This window comes from Amycolatopsis rifamycinica, assembly GCF_000695625.1.
GTDB classification, from domain to species: domain Bacteria; phylum Actinomycetota; class Actinomycetes; order Mycobacteriales; family Pseudonocardiaceae; genus Amycolatopsis; species Amycolatopsis rifamycinica.
The window spans coordinates 132,313-147,561 of sequence record NZ_JMQI01000050.1; the positions used below are offsets into that span (position 1 = coordinate 132,313).

At 71.9% G+C, this 15,249-nt stretch carries 17 protein-coding genes and 1 pseudogene; 9 read left to right on the forward strand and 9 right to left on the reverse strand.

Features of this window, described 5'->3' with window-relative positions:
* Positions 1–43 precede the first annotated feature (43 nt).
* Positions 44–904, reverse strand: a complete 861-nt coding sequence (locus DV20_RS23935) for an oxidoreductase (protein ID WP_043783933.1) — start codon at positions 902–904, stop codon at positions 44–46.
* A gap of 67 nt (positions 905–971) precedes the next feature.
* Between DV20_RS23935 and DV20_RS23940 the strand changes: the two are divergent.
* Positions 972–1,609 (forward strand): annotated as a pseudogene (locus DV20_RS23940) (DUF6879 family protein).
* Positions 1,610–1,682: 73 nt separating this feature from the next.
* On the opposite strand, the gene DV20_RS23945 reads toward DV20_RS23940, so the two are convergent.
* From DV20_RS23945 to DV20_RS23975, 7 genes are all read right to left on the reverse strand, one after another.
* Positions 1,683–2,432, reverse strand: coding sequence for a phosphoglyceromutase (locus DV20_RS23945; RefSeq protein WP_043783934.1), 750 nt, complete (start codon positions 2,430–2,432; stop codon positions 1,683–1,685).
* A gap of 432 nt (positions 2,433–2,864) precedes the next feature.
* A complete protein-coding gene (locus tag DV20_RS23950) occupies positions 2,865–3,734 on the reverse strand; it encodes a DUF4349 domain-containing protein (RefSeq protein WP_200876489.1) in 870 nt (289 codons plus the stop codon).
* Positions 3,735–3,804: 70 nt separating this feature from the next.
* The gene (locus tag DV20_RS23955; protein ID WP_043783938.1) at positions 3,805–4,317 is read right to left on the reverse strand and encodes a type III secretion system chaperone family protein; all 513 of its coding nucleotides are present in this window, start codon (positions 4,315–4,317) and stop codon (positions 3,805–3,807) included.
* Complete coding sequence (gene mshA, locus DV20_RS23960) at positions 4,314–5,618, reverse strand: D-inositol-3-phosphate glycosyltransferase (RefSeq protein ID WP_200876490.1); 1,305 nt, start codon at positions 5,616–5,618, stop codon at positions 4,314–4,316. Before mshA ends, DV20_RS23955 begins: the two co-directional genes overlap by 4 nt.
* Before the next feature lie 21 nt (positions 5,619–5,639).
* Positions 5,640–6,455, reverse strand: coding sequence for an alpha/beta fold hydrolase (locus tag DV20_RS23965; RefSeq protein WP_043783941.1), 816 nt, complete (start codon positions 6,453–6,455; stop codon positions 5,640–5,642).
* A gap of 3 nt (positions 6,456–6,458) precedes the next feature.
* Positions 6,459–7,637, reverse strand: coding sequence for a L,D-transpeptidase (locus DV20_RS23970; protein WP_043783942.1), 1,179 nt, complete (start codon positions 7,635–7,637; stop codon positions 6,459–6,461).
* Positions 7,638–7,795: 158 nt separating this feature from the next.
* A complete protein-coding gene (locus DV20_RS23975; RefSeq protein WP_043783944.1) occupies positions 7,796–8,851 on the reverse strand; it encodes a UDP-N-acetylmuramate dehydrogenase in 1,056 nt (351 codons plus the stop codon).
* Between the two features lie 24 nt (positions 8,852–8,875).
* Here DV20_RS23975 and DV20_RS23980 point away from each other — a divergent pair, with 24 nt between their 5' ends.
* The 5 genes from DV20_RS23980 (at position 8,876) to purU (ending at position 12,422) form a co-directional block, all read left to right on the forward strand.
* Entirely contained in the window at positions 8,876–9,382 is a 507-nt protein-coding gene (locus tag DV20_RS23980) for a DUF2505 domain-containing protein (protein ID WP_043783945.1), read from the forward strand.
* Positions 9,361–10,161 carry a hypothetical protein gene (locus DV20_RS23985; protein WP_043783947.1) on the forward strand — a complete coding sequence of 267 codons (801 nt, stop codon included), beginning with the start codon at positions 9,361–9,363 and terminating at the stop codon, positions 10,159–10,161. Before DV20_RS23980 ends, DV20_RS23985 begins: the two co-directional genes overlap by 22 nt.
* A gap of 73 nt (positions 10,162–10,234) precedes the next feature.
* Positions 10,235–10,957 (forward strand): DedA family protein, encoded by a 723-nt coding sequence (locus tag DV20_RS23990; protein WP_043783948.1) that lies wholly within the window; start codon positions 10,235–10,237, stop codon positions 10,955–10,957.
* The gene (locus tag DV20_RS23995) at positions 10,848–11,531 is read left to right on the forward strand and encodes a maleylpyruvate isomerase family mycothiol-dependent enzyme (RefSeq protein ID WP_084093630.1); all 684 of its coding nucleotides are present in this window, start codon (positions 10,848–10,850) and stop codon (positions 11,529–11,531) included. The genes DV20_RS23990 and DV20_RS23995 overlap by 110 nt, the downstream gene beginning before the upstream one ends.
* 24 nt (positions 11,532–11,555) lie before the next feature.
* Complete coding sequence (gene purU, locus DV20_RS24000) at positions 11,556–12,422, forward strand: formyltetrahydrofolate deformylase (protein ID WP_043783952.1); 867 nt, start codon at positions 11,556–11,558, stop codon at positions 12,420–12,422.
* Positions 12,423–12,440: 18 nt separating this feature from the next.
* Here purU and DV20_RS24005 read toward each other — a convergent pair whose 3' ends face one another.
* Complete coding sequence (locus DV20_RS24005) at positions 12,441–13,490, reverse strand: NAD(P)-dependent alcohol dehydrogenase (protein WP_043783953.1); 1,050 nt, start codon at positions 13,488–13,490, stop codon at positions 12,441–12,443.
* A 102-nt stretch (positions 13,491–13,592) separates the two neighbouring features.
* Between DV20_RS24005 and DV20_RS24010 the strand changes: the two genes are divergently transcribed.
* From DV20_RS24010 to DV20_RS24020, 3 genes are all read left to right on the forward strand, one after another.
* Positions 13,593–14,192: a TetR/AcrR family transcriptional regulator gene (locus DV20_RS24010; RefSeq protein WP_235190932.1), complete on the forward strand. Its 600-nt coding sequence runs from the start codon at positions 13,593–13,595 to the stop codon at positions 14,190–14,192.
* A gap of 9 nt (positions 14,193–14,201) precedes the next feature.
* A complete protein-coding gene (locus DV20_RS24015; protein ID WP_043783956.1) occupies positions 14,202–14,816 on the forward strand; it encodes a pyridoxamine 5'-phosphate oxidase family protein in 615 nt (204 codons plus the stop codon).
* A 4-nt stretch (positions 14,817–14,820) separates the two neighbouring features.
* A partial coding sequence (locus tag DV20_RS24020) for an HAD family hydrolase (protein ID WP_043783958.1) occupies positions 14,821–15,249 on the forward strand: 429 nt, incomplete at its 3' end.

Consider the following 15,249-nt stretch of genomic DNA (forward strand, 5'->3'; position numbering starts at 1 on the left):
GGCGTTCACCCGATCGATTCCCCGGCGAGACATTCCGGCGAAATCACCCGAGGGTCTCGAGGTCTTCGGCGGTGAGTTCCAATGCCGCCGCGGCGACGTTCTGCTCGAGGTGGGCGACGTCGCCGGTGCCGGGGATGGCGAGCACGTGCGGTCCCTGGTGGAGCGTCCACGCGAGCCGCACCTGCGCCGGCGTGACGCCGTGGCGGCGCGCGACCTCGGCGACGTGCGCCTCCTCCGCCGAGCCGCTGGCCATGGCGAAGAACGGCACGAAGGCGATCCCGCGCTCGGCGCACATCCGCACGAGTTCGTCGTCCTCGCGCCGGGCGGTGAGGCCGTACTGGTTCTGGACGCAGACGACGGGCGCGATCTCGAGGGCCTCGCTGAGGTGCTCCGGGCCGACGTTGGAGATGCCCAGCTCGCGGATCAGCCCGGCTTCGCGCAGCTCGGCGAGCGCGCCGAAGCCGTCGGCGAGCGAGCCCTCCCCGCGGTCGAGGGCCTGGCCGATCCGGTAGTTGACGACGTCGAGGTGGTCCAGGCCCAGTTCGCGCAGGTTCTGTTCGACCTGGGCGCGCAGCTGCTCCGGGCGGGCGGTGTAGAAGGTGCCCTCGAAGTCGCGGCCCGGGCCGACCTTGGTGGTGATGACGAGGTCGTCGTAGGGCGAGAGCGCGCTGTTGATCAGTTCGTTCGCCGAGCGCGGGCCGGCGAAGTAGAACTCGGCGGTGTCGATGTGGTTGACGCCGAGCTCGACGGCCCGGCGCAGGACGGCGAGGGCGGTTTCGCGGGCGCGGATGCCGCCGTCCGAAGTGGACATCAGGCGCATGGCGCCGAACCCGAGCCGGTTGACTTCGAAGGAGCCGAGCTTCCAGGTGCCCGCCGCGGCGGCGGGGAGGGTGTTCGTGGTCATGCCGCCAGCTTTCCGGCGGCACCCGCGTGACCACCGCGATTGGCATCTTGCTGCCACACTGGAATACGTGGAGAAGGTGACTGACGTCGTCATGGTGCGCGGCGAAGCGGAGCTGTCGAGCGGACGGCGCACCTCTTCGAGCTCGCGACGGAGATCTCCTGCGCGGCCCGCGACCTGCACACGTGGGCGGTGACGCACCCGAGCGCACCCGAGCGCGAGCGATCGGTGCGCGAGCTGACGGTGCGCAAGATCTACCTGCCCGGCGTGCTGTTCGACCCCGCGCTGGCCGCCCACCTGCGGCAGATCACCGCCCACGGCGCCCAGGTCCGCATCACCGAGCGCGAGATCAACGAGACGATCCTCCTCGACCGCCGCATCGCCATCGTGGCCGGCGACCACGTCGGCGGCGTCCGCGGCTACACGGTGATCAGCAGCCCGGCCCTGGTCCAGGGCATCCAGTCGCTGTTCGACGCGGCCTGGCACGCGGCGACCGACCTGGAGTCGTACCAGGCCCGGTTCACCGAGCTGGGCGCGCGGGAGATCCTGGAGCAGCTGGCCTCGGGCTGCAAGGACGAGACGGCGGCCCGGGCCCTCGGCGTCAGCCTGCGGACCTACCGACGGCGGGTGGCGGAGCTGATGGAGCTGCTGGGCGCGTCGTCCCGCTTCCAGGCCGGGGCCCGGGCTCGCGAAGCCGGACTGCTCTGAGCCAACCCCGCACCGGAAACCACGAAGGCCACGTTGCGGGACTGAGCGCAACGTGGCCTTCGGTGGTCGAAGCTCAGCGACCCTGGTTCGCCACCGCGGCAGCGGCTTCCTTCGCCGCGTCCGGGTCGAGGTACTCGCCGCCCGGCTTCACCGGCCGCAGGTCGTCGGTGAGGTCGTAGCGCAGCGGGATGCCCGTCGGGATGTTCAGCCCCGCGATGTCGGCGTCCGAGATGCCGTCGAGGTGCTTCACCAGCGCGCGCAGCGAGTTGCCGTGCGCGGCGACGAGCACCGTCTTGCCCGCGCGCAGGTCCGGCACGATCTCGGACTCCCAGTACGGCAGCAGCCGCTCGACGACGTCCTTCAGGCACTCGGTCAACGGCGCCTTGTCGCCCAGGTCCGCGTACCGGGCGTCGCCCGCCTGGCTCCACTCGTCCGCCGGGTCGATGGCCGGCGGCGGGGTGTCGTACGAACGGCGCCAGAGCATGAACTGCTCCTCGCCGAACTCGTCGAGGGTCTGCTTCTTGTTCTTGCCCTGCAGCGCGCCGTAGTGGCGCTCGTTGAGGCGCCAGTCGCGCTTGACCGGGATCCAGTGCCGGTCGGCGGCGTCCAGCGCGATGTTCGCGGTGGAGATCGCGCGGCGCAGCAGCGAGGTGTGCACCACGTCCGGGAGCAGCCCGGCGTCGGCCAGCAGCCGCCCGCCCTGGCGGGCCTCGCCTTCGCCCTGCTCCGAAAGCGGTACGTCCACCCAGCCGGTGAACAGGTTTTCCGCGTTCCAGGTGCTCTGCCCGTGCCGCAGCAGCACCAACGTCCCAATCTCGCCCATGCCCCACAGCCTGCCAGAACGCACACGGCGAGCGACCGGTGACCTACGCCGCACCGCCCCTCCTACCCAGAGTGCGTTACCCCGGAGTAACACCTCACTCTTCAACAAGTCCGCCTGCCAACAACGCGCAAAATCCGGACTCCAGACTGCATACCGTTATCGATGTTCCGAAAATTCACTCGAACGGGCTAGCCAGTAGTCTTGTGATTACCGCCCGGTATCTGACAGGTTGGCTACGTCCCGAGCGGCCGGATTCCACGCACTCCCCGGCCGGATTCGGGCGTTGACCGCGGCTCGTCTCCCCCCTGCCGGGCCGCGGCCCGCCGGCCCCGTTGGCACCCCCCTCGTCACCGGGTCCTGATCGGCGGGAACTTCAGCGGGGCGGCTCGAGATCGCGACTCCCCCTCCCTCGAGCCGTCCCGCCTGTTCCGCTCAGCCCTCGCCCGGCTCCGCCGCCGCCACCGGCGGACGGCGACGCCGGTACAGCCACCGGCCGAGCCAGCCCAGCGGCACGAGGAACAGCAGGAACGGCGCGACCGCACCCAGCACGGTCAGCAGGCCGCCGCCGAAGACGAGGAACGCCTCCCAGCCGCCGGCCAGCCCGGCGAGGAACCCGCTGCGGTCCTCCGACGGCGGCGGCGGCGCGGCGACGCTGCGGATGGTCATCGCCACGGTCGCCATGGCGACGCTGCCGGCCAGGGAGTTCCGCTGCTGTTCGAGGGATTCGAGCGTCGCCTCGCGGCTGGTCAGCTCGCTTTCGACCGACGCGATTTCCGACACCGAAGCCGCCTTCGCCAGCAAGGCGCGGATCCGCTCCACCGACGCCCGCTGCGTCGCGAGCCGCGCTTCGACGTCGACGACCTGCTCGGTCACGTCCTGGGTGTTCAGCTCCCGCTTCACCATGCCGCTGCCCAGGTGCGAGAGCTGGTCGAGCACGCCGTCGAGCTTGTCGGCCGGCACCGCGAGGCTGAGCGTGGCCAGCTCCTCACCGGTGCTCTCCTGCCCGGTGTAGCCGCCGGCGCCGAGTGCGACGCCGCGGGCCTGCGCGACGACGTCGAGCACTTTGGTGGCGGTCAGTTCCAGCCGGGCGCTGCGCGAGAGCTTGCGTTCGGTGGCGCCCGGCTGCGGCGGGGTCACCTTCTCCGGCCCGGTCTTGCCGCTGCCCTGCTGCGGCGCGGCCGGGACCGGCCCGGAACCGGCGCTGTCCGCCGTGGACGATGCCTTTTCCTGTCCCGCCGAGCAGCCCGCCAGCACGAACACCACGCCCACCGCGGCGAGCCCGGCTCTCCATCGAGTCCGCATCCTGCGTCTCCCTCCAGTTTCGGCTGGCGAAGAGACGGATGCCGGGTTCAGGGCCGTTGCACGGCCACGGTCACGACTCGGTCAAGCCCGGTTCGTGCGGCTTCTCGGGCGTGACGAGGTGCTTGAACGCCTGGAGGTTGGCCAGGGACTCCCCGCGGGAGACGCGCCAGTCCCACTCGCGCCGGATCGACGTCGCGAAGCCGATCTCGAGCAGCGTGTTGAAGTCGCCGTCGGCCGCTTCGAGGACCTGGCCGAGCACCTTGTCGAGCTCGTCGGCGGACATCGTCTCCTTGCCGAACCGGCCGACCAGGTAGATGTCCCCGAGACTGTCCACTGTGTAGTGGACGCCGTAGAGCCTCGCGTTGCGCTGCAGCAGAAAGCGGTAAACGTCCTCATGGGACTCATCGGGACGGCGGCAGACGAAGGCCTCCACGGAGAACGCGTGGTCGCCGTCGACCAGCCACGCGTTCGTCTGCAGCTTCTTGGTGCCCGGCAACGTGACGAAGTACTTGCCCGGCCCGCGCCGGTCGTACTCCAGCTCCGCTGAGTCCAAAGTAGACCGGATCAGCTCGTCCAGGCTCACACCGCCACCTCCGCGCGCAGGTCCAGCGCGCGAGAGAAGGCGCTGGTGGCCTGAGCATAGATGTCCAGGAGCGCGTCCGTCGTCCGGCGCCAGGAGAACCGGCGCGCGTGCACGACGGCGTTGGCGCCGAGTTCGGCACGCCGGTCCGGGCGCAGGGCGACCGCGGCCAGCGCGTCCGCCCACTCCTGCGCGCCGTGGCCGGGCACCAGCAGCCCGGAGACGCCGTGCGGCACCGCCACCGGCAGCCCGCCGACCTCGGCGGCGACCACGGGCGTCCCGCAGGCCTGCGCTTCGAGGGCGACCAGGCCGAAGGACTCGTTGTAGCTCGGCACCGCGACGACGTCGGCGGCGCGGAAGACGCGGGCGAGGCGCTCGCCCGGCTGCGGCGGCAGGAACCGGACCTGCCGCTCGATGCCCAGGGTGACGGCCAGCTCGCGCAGGGCCTGCGGCTGCTCCAGCCCGGTGCCCGACGGTCCGCCGACGATCAGCACGACCAGCCGGGCCGCCAGCTCGGGACGGCGGCGGAGCATCGCGGCCGCGGCGTGCAGCAGCACGTCCGGCGCCTTCAGCGGCTGGATCCGGCCGGCGAAGGCGAGCACGACGTCGTCCTCGGCCAAGCCGAGCTCCGCGCGCGCGACGGACCGGGAGCCCGGCGTGAAGCGTTCGAGGTCGACGCCCGGCGGCACGGCGTGCACGGCTTCGGGTTCGGCGTCGTAGAGCTCGATGAGCTGGCGCGCCTCGACCGCGGTGTTGGCGACCAGCCGGTCGGCCTCGGCGACCACCTGCTCCTCGCCGATCACGCGGGTGCGCGGTTCGGGCTTGTCACCCTCGGCCAGCGCGGCGTTCTTGACCTTCGCCAGTGTGTGCGCGGTGTGCACCAGCGGCACGGACCAGCGGTCGCGGGCGAGCCAGCCGACCTGGCCCGAGAGCCAGTAGTGGGAGTGGATGAGGTCGTAGTGACCGGGCTCGTGGAAGGCCTCGGTCCGCAGCACGCCGGAGGTGAACGCGCACAGCTGGGCGGGCAGCTCGTCGCGGCCCAGCGGCTCGAACGGGCCGGCCTGCACGTGCCGCACGGTCACGCCCGGCGCCAGCTCGGCCACCGGCGGCTGGTCGGACGCCGTCGCGCGGGTGAAGACCTCGACCTCGACGCCGCGGCGGGCCATCTCGGTCGCCGTCTGGCTCACGTACACGTTCAGCCCGCCGGCGTCGCCGGTCCCGGGCTGCTCGAGCGGCGAAGTGTGCACGGACAGCACCGCGATCCGGCGCGGCACAGCCCGGAACCTCCGGAGGGAGCTGGTCACCTGGTCACGTCTCCTGCTACTTCAGCATTCTTCGGCGAACTGCCGGAGCACCGCGTCGAACTCGGCCGCGGACTCGGCGAAGGGCGCGTGCCCCCCGCCAACGAACCAACGCCCGGCGGCACCCGGAATCTTCCCGAGGGCGTGCTCGGCCACCGAGGGCTCGATCACGCGGTCGCCGGTGCCGTGCGCGACGAGGACCGGCTTGTCGATCCCGGCCAGCACATCTTCGCTGCCGACGTCCCGCCGGAACAACGCCGAGCGCACCGAAGGCGGCACGCTGAGAGAAGTGCCGAGCAGGGCCTGGGCCTGGGCGCCGGGCACCGGCCCGGTCACCATCCCGCGGCTGAACGCGGTGAGCGCCGGGACCGCGATGTCCGGATCGTCCGAAAGCATCGCCCGCATGTGCTCGCGCATCAGCGCGCCGACGCGACCGCCCGGCCGGTCCCGGCCGATCTCGGTGATGGCGCCGACGAGCACGAGCCCCCGCAGGCGTGCGGTGCCGTGCACCCGGATGTGGTCCATCAGCACCAGGCCGCCGTACGACCAGGCGACGACGATCGCGTCCGGGCCGGCGAAGTCGAGCACCGCGGCGAGGTCGTCGGCCCAGACCCGGGGGTCGTCGTACCCGGAAGCCGGGACGTCGGAGGCGCCGTGGCCGCGCAGGTCCACGGCGACCAGGCGGAACCGCTCGGTCAGGGCCGGGTCGGCGAGCTGCGCGGCCCAGCAGCCGGCCGACTGCGCCCAGCCGTGCACGAACACGATCGGCCTGCTGTTCCCGGCGCCCTCGACCCGCAGGCCGAGCCGGACCCCGCCGTGCCCGACGACTTCGGTGCGCACGGGTTACTTCGCACCCAGCCCTTGCCAGGCCGCCCAGCTGAAGTTCCAGTCCTTGACGTCGGAGTTCATCGGCGGGGACAGCTTCGAGCCGGTGATCTCGACCGGGTCGCCGATGATCGCCGAGTCGAAGTAGTCCTTGGCGTCGGCCTCGAGGAGGTTGACGCAGCCGTGGGAGTTGTTGGTCTTCCCGATGTTGGCCGCGTTGTCCTGGTTCTCGTGGATGAACTCGCCGTGGTTGGAGAACCGGCAGGCCCACTTCTTGTTGACGTTCGTGTAGCCGTAGCGGGCGTTGTCGAAGATCGCCGACGGCTCCTTGCTCATGATGATGTAGGTGCCGTTCGGGGTGTTGCGGTCGACCTCGCCGTCCAGCCCGTTCGCGCACGGGTAGCTCTTGACCTGGGACCCGCCGCGGTAGACGTGCATCTGGTGGTCCGGGGTGTTGATCTTGACGACCTGGTTGCGGCCGATCTTGAACTTCGTGGTGACGTCGGCCTTGCCGTACGCGCCGCCGCCCAGGTCGACGCCGTACAGCTTCGCCTCGACGTTCACGGTGATGTTCTGCGGCCAGTACTCCTTCGGCCGGTAGTCGACCTGGCTGTCGGACAGCCAGCCCCACGCGCCCTCGACCTCTCCCTTGTCCGTCTTCACGGACAGGGCCTTCTCGACCGCCTTGCGGTCCTTGACCGGCGAGGCGAACTTGACGCTGATCGGCATGGCCACGCCGACGGTCTGGTTGTCGGCCGGGTTGAGCGTGGCGCGGACCTGCTTGGCCGGGGCGATGGTGGTGAACTTGCCGGTGAACTCGACCGGCTTGCCGTCGTTGCCGGTGGCCTTGGCCGAGTAGGTGTAGGTCTTGCCGTACCCGAGCGGCTCGGAGCTGGTCCAGGTGAGCCCGTCCGGCGAGGTGTCGCCCTTGACGGTCTTGCCGCCGTCGGCGGTCAGCTTGCACTCGACGAGCTTGCCGTCGGCGACCTTGAGCACGGCCGGCTTGAGCACCGGGACGTCCTTGGCGTCGGCCGCCGGCTCGGCCGTGATCTTCGCCACGGGCTGTGCGCCGCCCTCGCCGTCGGCGTTGGCGCCGGTGGGCAGCGCGTTGCCGCCGTTCTCGCTCGAACACGCGGCGGCGACCAGTGCGGCTCCAGCCGCCAGGGCAGCCTTGAAGACCGTACGCCGTTCGATCACCGAAACCTCCTGGAATCCCCCGCCGACCAGCGGGCACACGCTTGAGCGCTGGTGGCCCAGCCGACGTTACCCGCCGGACGGTCAAGACCGGCCGTTCAGGTGTAGGACGTCTTTGTCGACAAAGACGTCCTACACACGTACGGGTTGCCCGGTTCGGCTCAAATCACGCAGTTGATCAGCAGCGGTTCGGGATGCAGCCGAACACCGAAGCGCTCCTGGACGCCGTCGCGGACCTCGCGGGCCAGCGCCAGCAGGTCCTCGGTCGTCGCGGCACCGCGGTTGGTCAGCGCCAGGGTGTGCTTCGTCGACAGCGAAACCCGGTTCCCCGGACCGGGGTACCCCTTGGCGAAGCCCGCGCGCTCGATCAGCCAGGCCGCGGACAGCTTGACGCCGCCGTCGGCCGGGTACTGCGGCACGGCCGCGCCGACGCGCTCGGTGATCCGCGTCACCACCGCTTCCGCCTCGGCCGACGGGACGATCGGGTTGGTGAAGAACGAGCCGGCGCTCCACGTGTCGTGGTCGGCCGGGTCGAGCACCATGCCCTTGCCGCGCCGCAGCTTGAGGACCGCTTCGCGCGCGTCGGCGGCCGGGACGCGGGCGCCGATCTCGACGCCGAGCGTGCGCGCCAGTTCGGCGTAGCGGATGGGCGCGGAGAGGCCGTCCTCGCGCACTTCGAAGCGGACCGAGAGGACGACCCCGGTGTCCGTGCCCTTGAGGACGCTGGTGCGGTAGGCGAAGCCGAGCTCGTCGGCCTTCAGCGTGCGCACTTCGCGCGTCCCGCGGTCGTAGAGCTCCACCGAGACGATCGACTCGGCGACTTCGCAGCCGTACGCGCCGACGTTCTGGATCGGCGTCGCCCCGACGCTGCCGGGGATGCCGGAGAGGCATTCGAGCCCACCCAGCCCGGCCTCGACCAGCGCGGCGACGAAGGTGTCCCAGTTCTGGCCGGCCTGGACCTCGACGACCTCCCCGTCGCGGCGCCAGCCGGTGGTGGCCACCTCGACGAGCGTGCCGTCGAACCCCGCGTCGCCGACCACCAGGTTGGAGCCACCGCCGAGCAGCAGCACCGGCTCGCCCGCCGCGTCCGCCTCGCGGACCGCCGCGACGAGGTCTTCGCTGGTCACGGCGCTGACGAAGCGGCGGGCCGGGCCGCCGAGCCGCAGCGTGGTGTACGCCGAGAGCTTCGGGAGGGCGGGAGTTCGGGCGGAGTTCACGGGTCTGACGGTACTGTCCGGCTCATGGGATCCCGGATCGAGCACCGTGCTGCGTTCGCCGCCGACGTCGCGTCCACGTACGCGGCCGTCGCGGGTGAGGCGGCGCTGCGGGCGCGCCTGGAGGAGCTCGGCGGACACGACGCGGCGCTGCTGGCGTACGAGGTGTCCGACGCGGGCCTGCGCTACCAGCTGCGGCAGGGCATCAGCGCCGACAAGCTGCCGCAGGCGGTCCGCACGCTGCACAAGGGCGACCTGCTGGTGACGCGCACGCAGACCTGGCGGGTGAGCAAGGACGGCACCGGCCACCAGGGCAACGCCACGGTCGAGGTCGGCGGCGTCCCGGGCGAGATCGCCGCGCGGACCGCGTTGCTGGCCAACGAGGACCAGACCGTGCTGCGGATCAGCGGCGAGGTCACGGTCCGCATCCCGCTGTTCGGCGGGAAGCTGGAAAGCGTGATCGCCGAACAGGTCACGAAGCTGCTGGAGCGCGAAGCCGAATTCACGGCGAAGTGGCTCGCGCAAGCAAACTGACCCCGGTCGGCGCGCCGACGCGCGGCACGACCAACCCGAACCGCCTGCGCCGGGTCGACCGCTGGATCGCCTCCTCGCCGCGGACGTCGCGGCTGCTTCGCGCGGCTGACTCGCCTCTGGTCGTCGACCTCGGCTACGGCGCTTCCCCGGTGACGACGATCGAGCTGGCCCGCCGGCTGCGCGGGGTCCGCCCGGACGTCCGCGTGCTGGGCCTGGAGCTGGATCCGGCACGGGTCGCCGCCGCGCTGCCCGCCGCGTCGCCGCCGCTGCTGGACTTCCGCCGCGGCGGGTTCGAGCTGGCCGGGACGCGGCCGGTGCTGGTGCGGGCGTTCAACGTGCTCCGGCAGTACTCGGAGGACGAGGTCGCGGGCGCGTGGGGCCTGGTGCTGGACTCGATGCCCGCCGAAGGCCTGCTGGTCGAGGGCACCTGCGACGAGATCGGCCGGCTGTCGTCCTGGGTGCTGGTGGCTCGTTCCGGTCCGGTCTCGCTGACGCTCTCGATGCGGCTGGCCGGGCTGGACCGCCCGTCGACCGTGGCCGAGCGGCTGCCGAAGGTCCTGATCCACCGGAACGTGCCCGGCGAGCGCGTCCACGACCTGCTCGCGACCCTGGACGCCTGCTGGGCCACGGCGGCCCCGCACCAGGCGTTCGGCGTCCGGTCGCGCTGGCTGGAGACGGTCCGGCTGCTGGTCGCCCGGGGCCGGCCGGTGCTCGGGCCGCCGTCGCGGATCCGGCTGGGCGAGCTGACCGTGCCGTGGTCTTCGGTCGCTCCCGCCTGAAGCGCCCCGAGGGTTCACCGGGCCACCCCCGTTGCGTCACCCGCAGGTGACCTGCGGTGATCACCATTGAGCCGTGGAACTCCTGGGGCAGGTCACCGAGCTGCTGCGTGACGCGCTCGGCTCGCCGTGGCTGTGGGTGCTCGTCTTCGCCGTGTCGGGGCTGGACGCGCTGCTGCCGTTCATGCCCAGCGAGACCACGGTGGTGGCCGTCGCCGTCCTGCTCGGGCCCGATCCGGCGCAGCTCGCCCTGCTGGCCGCGGTGGCCGCCGGGGGCGCGTGGGCGGGCGACTGCCTGGGGTACGCCGCCGGCCGGTCCGCCGGGCCGCGGGCGATCGCGCGGCTGCAGCGCGGGCCCGACGGCCGCCGTCGCTACGCATGGGCCCGTGACCAGGTGCGGCGCAACGGCGGGCTGCTGATCGTCGCGGCGCGCTACCTGCCGGGCGGGCGGGTCGCCAGCGCGCTCGCCAACGGCAGCCTCGGCTACCCGCTGCGCCGGTTCGTAGCCCTCGACGCCGCCGGCGCCGCGATCTGGGCCGTGTACAGCGTGCTGATCGGCTTCGCCGGCGGAGCGGCCTTCGCGGACGAGCCGGCCAAGGGCTTGCTGCTGTCGTTCAGCCTCGGGCTCGGCCTGGTCGGCGCGATCGAGTGTGGACGGCGGCTCAGGCTGCGCGCGCTACGGTCGGCGGATGGATTTCCTCGAGGCCGTCGACGTCCACACCGACGCGCTGAAGCGGGCCGCGCTGGCGGCGGGCCCGGCGGCCCCGGTCCGCAACTGTCCGAAGTGGACTGTTCATGACCTGGTGCGGCACTTGGCGTGGGTGCACGCCTTCGCCGTGGCGACGGCCATGAACCGCGAGCCGGACGCGACGCCGCCGGAGGACTGGGAGGACCTGCTCGGCTGGTGGGACGGGCAGCGCCTGGCCGCGCGCGAAGCCCTCAGCCGGCCGCCGGAGACGCCCGCGCGCTCACCGTTCCCCGGGTTCGAAATCACGGTCGGCGACTGGGCGCGGCGGATGGCGCACGAGGCCGCGGTCCACCGGCTCGACGCGGAGTCCGCGCTCGACCCCGTCCCGGCGACCCGGCTCTCCCCCGCGTTCACCCTCGACGGCATCGACGAGTACGCGACGTTCCTCGTTCCGCGCCGCTCACCCCGCTACCCCGTGGCGACGACGGTCCACCTCACGGCCGCCGGGCGCACCTGGGCCCTGCGCCTGACGCCGGGCGAGCACGCCCGCGCCGGCGAGCCGGGCGTCCCGGACGTCGAGCTGAGCGGCGACCCCGACGACGTCTACCGCGCGTTGTGGGGCCGCCCGAACTCGGCGACCGTCGTGGGCGACCCGGCTCTGCTCGCACCGCTCGCGGCGCCCTGACCAGCGCGGGGGACAATACCCGCCGTGACCGCTCCCGAACACCGCTACGTCATCACCTTCGGCTGCCCCGACCGCACCGGCATCATCGCCCGGATCTCCGGGTTCCTCGCCGAGCACGGCGGCTGGATCGTCGAGGCGGCCTACCACACCGACCCGGACACGGGCTGGTTCTTCACCCGCCAGGTGGTCCGGGCCGACTCGCTGCCCTTCGACGCCGCCGAACTGCGCGCCCGCTTCGGCGAGGTGGCCGCGGAGCTGTCCGCGGAGTCGAGCTGGCGGGTCAGCGACACCGGTGAGCGGCGCCGGGCGGTGATCCTCGTCTCCAAGGCCGGGCACTGCCTGTACGACCTGCTGGGCCGCGTCGCCTCCGGGGAGCTCGAGGTCGACATCGCCGCGGTGATCGGCAACCACGACTCGCTCGCCGACATCACCCGCGCGCACGGCATCCCGTTCCACCACGTGCCGTTCCCGGCCGGCGACAAGGCGGCGGCGTTCGAGCAGGTGCGCAAGCTCGTCGGCGAGCACGACCCGCACGCGGTGGTGCTGGCCCGGTTCATGCAGATCCTGCCCGCGGACCTGTGCCGCGAGTGGGCCGGGCGGGCGATCAACATCCACCACAGCTTCCTGCCGTCGTTCATCGGCGCGAAGCCGTACCACCAGGCCCACACGCGCGGGGTGAAGCTGGTCGGCGCGACCTGCCACTACGTGACGGCGGACCTCGACGCCGGCCCGATCATCGAGCAGGACGTCATCCGCGTCGACCACGGCGACTCGGTGGGGGACATGGTCCGCAAGGGCCGGGACATCGAGAAGGTCACGCTGGCCCGCGGCCTCCGGTGGCACCTGGAGAACCGCGTGCTGGTGCACGGCAACCGGACAGTGGTGTTCTGACCGGCTGCCGTGCTTTCGTCACGCGCCGATGGTCTTGGCGTCGATGACGAACCGGTAGCGGACGTCGGAGTTCTCGACGCGCTCGTAGGCCTCGTTGACCTGGTCGGCCGAGATCGTCTCGATCTCCGCGCCGATGCCGTGCTCCGCGCAGAAGTCCAGCATCTCCTGGGTCTCGGCGATGCCGCCGATCATCGAGCCGGCCAGCACCTTGTTGCCGCCGAGCAGCGAGAAGGCGTTGTAGGACAGCGGCTCGCCGGGCGCGCCGACGTTGACCATCGCGCCACCGACCCGCAGCAGGCCGAGGTAGGCGTCGACCGGCAGCTTGGCCGACACGGTGTTGAGGATGATGTCGAACCTGCCGCGCAGGACGTCGAACGTCGTCTCGTCGCTGGTGGCGTAGTAGTCCTTCGCGCCGAGCTTGAGGCCGTCCTCCTGCTTCTTGAGGCTCTGGCTCAGCACGGTCACCTCGGCGCCCATCGCGGCGGCGATCTTGACGGCCATGTGGCCGAGCCCGCCCAGGCCGATCACGGCGACCTTCTTGCCGGGGCCGGCGCCCCAGTGGTGCAGCGGCGAGTAGGTGGTGATGCCCGCGCACAGCAGCGGCGCGGCGACGTCGAGGTCGATGCCCTCGGGGATGCGGCAGACGAAGGCGTCCTTCACGACGATCTGGTTGCTGTAGCCGCCGTAGGTGTTCTCGCCGTCGAAGCCGACACCGTTGTAGGTCTGGATGTTGCCCTTGACGCAGAACTGCTCGGTGCCGGCCAGGCAATACTCGCACTCGCCGCAGGAGTCGACCATGCAGCCGACGCCGACGCGGTCGCCGACCTGGTACTTGGTGACGTCCGACCCGACCGCGGCGACGACGCCGGCGATCTCGTGGCCCGGGACCATCGGGAAGATCGCCTGGCCCCAGTCCTCCTTGGCCTGGTGGATGTCGCTGTGGCAGATGCCGGCGTAGGCGATGTCGATCAGCACGTCGTCGGGACGCAGGTCACGGCGCTCGATCGTGGTCGGCGCCAGCGGCGCGCCCGGCGCCGGAACGGCGATGGCGTGCGTGGTCGTGCTCATGGAACCCTCCAAGTTCAAGTACCGTTGTCCTCGTAAGAGGCCTCTTACATCTCTACGTAAGAGAGGTCTTACATATTTCGAACGAGAGATGTGATCCGGGTCATGGGCGGCAAGTACCACCACGGCGACCTCCGCGGCGAGCTCGTCCGCGTCTCGTTGGACCTGATCGCGGAGCAGGGCCTGGCCGGCTTCTCGGTCGCGGAGGTCGCACGGCGGGCGAACGTCAGCCCCGGAGCGCCGTACCGGCACTTCGCCTCCCGCGAAAGCCTGCTGGCCGAGGTGGCCGGCAACATCGCCTGCCAGCTCGCCGACCGCGTCACCGCGGCGGCCGGCGGACACGAAGACCCGGTGGACGGCCTGGCCGCGGCGGCGGGCGCGTACACGCGTTACGTCATCGAGCGCCGGGCCGGGATGAACGTGATCTACGCCGACGGCCTGCACGGGCCGCGGCACACCGGCCTGCACGACCAGACGCGGCGGCTGACCGACGAGTTCCTGCTGCGCTGCCTGGCGGTCGCCCCGGACCCGGCGACCGCGCTGGAGCTGATGGAGCAGCTGTTCACCCAGGCCCACGGCTACGGCACGTTCCAGCTCGACGGCGTCTTCGTGAAGCACGGCTATTCGACGGACCTGGTGGTGCGCAAGTCCGAGGAGGCCGCGCGCGCCGCGATCATGGGCCGGATCGCCGGTGCCGGCCGCTAGGTTGGGCGCATGGGGATCATCGACTCACAAGAGGCCCTGCGCGAGGTCGTCGGCGAAGTGGCCGAGCTGACGCAGAAGAAGGTCATCGACCGGATCGACGAGCACGCGCGCACCCTGATCGCGCACTCGCCGTTCGTGCTGCTGGCGACGTCGGCGCCGGACGGCAGCTGCGACGTCTCACCGCGCGGCGACCCGGCGGGGTCGGTGCTGGTGCTCGACGAGAAGACGCTGGTGCTGGCGGACCGCCCGGGCAACAAGCTGGTCGACAGCTTCCGCAACATCGTCGACAACCCGCACGCCGGGCTGCTGTTCCTGGTGCCGGGGATGAACGAAACCCTCCGGGTCAACGGCCGGGCGACGCTCGTGTCGGAGGCGCCGTTCTTCGACTCGCTGGTGGTCAAGGGAAAGCGGCCCCGGCTGGCCGTGGTCGTCGAGGTCGAGCAGCTGTACATGCACTGCGCCAAGGCGTTCCTTCGGTCGTCGCTGTGGCAGCCGGAGACGTGGCCGGACCGCTCGGCGCTGCCGTCGATGGGGACGATCATGCGCGACCAGATGGCCTTGCCGATCGCGGCCGAAGAGCTCGACGCGCGCCTCGACCACCGGGCGTTGACCGAGCAATACTGACCGGATGCTGTGCGTCCTCGACGTCAACGAGACCCTGCTCGACCTGGCCGCGCTGGACGCCACGATCGGCGGCCCCGAGCTGCGGCGCGAGTGGTTCGGCCTGGCCATCCACACCGTCCTGACCGTGACGGCCACCGGCGGCTACCGCGACTTCGCGGGCATCGCCGGTGACGCCGCGATCGAGGTCGCGGCCCGGCACGGACGCGAGCCGGACCTCGGCGCGATCGCCGCGGGGCTGCGCTCGCTGCCCGCCCACCCGGATGTCCCCGCCGGGCTGGCCAAGCTGCGGGCGGCGGGGCACACCGTCGTCGCGCTGACGAACTCGCCGCTCGCCACCGCCGAGGCGCAGCTGCTGAACGCCGGGCTGGCGCCCCTGCTCGACCGGATCTTCTCGGCCGAGCAGGTCGGCAGGCTCAAGCCCGCGCCCGAGCCG

What these genes read in the sequence shown, in the direction of transcription:
- DV20_RS23935 (WP_043783933.1), bottom strand. Translation starts at nt 904, where the DNA reads ATGACCACGAACACCCTCCCCGCCGCCGCGGCGGGCACCTGGAAGCTC.
- DV20_RS23945 (WP_043783934.1), bottom strand. Translation starts at nt 2,432, where the DNA reads ATGGGCGAGATTGGGACGTTGGTGCTGCTGCGGCACGGGCAGAGCACC.
- DV20_RS23950 (WP_200876489.1), bottom strand. Translation starts at nt 3,734, where the DNA reads ATGCGGACTCGATGGAGAGCCGGGCTCGCCGCGGTGGGCGTGGTGTTC.
- DV20_RS23980 (WP_043783945.1), top strand. Translation starts at nt 8,876, where the DNA reads ATGGGATCCCGGATCGAGCACCGTGCTGCGTTCGCCGCCGACGTCGCG.
- DV20_RS23995 (WP_084093630.1), top strand. Translation starts at nt 10,848, where the DNA reads ATGGATTTCCTCGAGGCCGTCGACGTCCACACCGACGCGCTGAAGCGG.
- DV20_RS24005 (WP_043783953.1), bottom strand. Translation starts at nt 13,490, where the DNA reads ATGAGCACGACCACGCACGCCATCGCCGTTCCGGCGCCGGGCGCGCCG.
- DV20_RS24010 (WP_235190932.1), top strand. Translation starts at nt 13,593, where the DNA reads ATGGGCGGCAAGTACCACCACGGCGACCTCCGCGGCGAGCTCGTCCGC.
- DV20_RS24015 (WP_043783956.1), top strand. Translation starts at nt 14,202, where the DNA reads ATGGGGATCATCGACTCACAAGAGGCCCTGCGCGAGGTCGTCGGCGAA.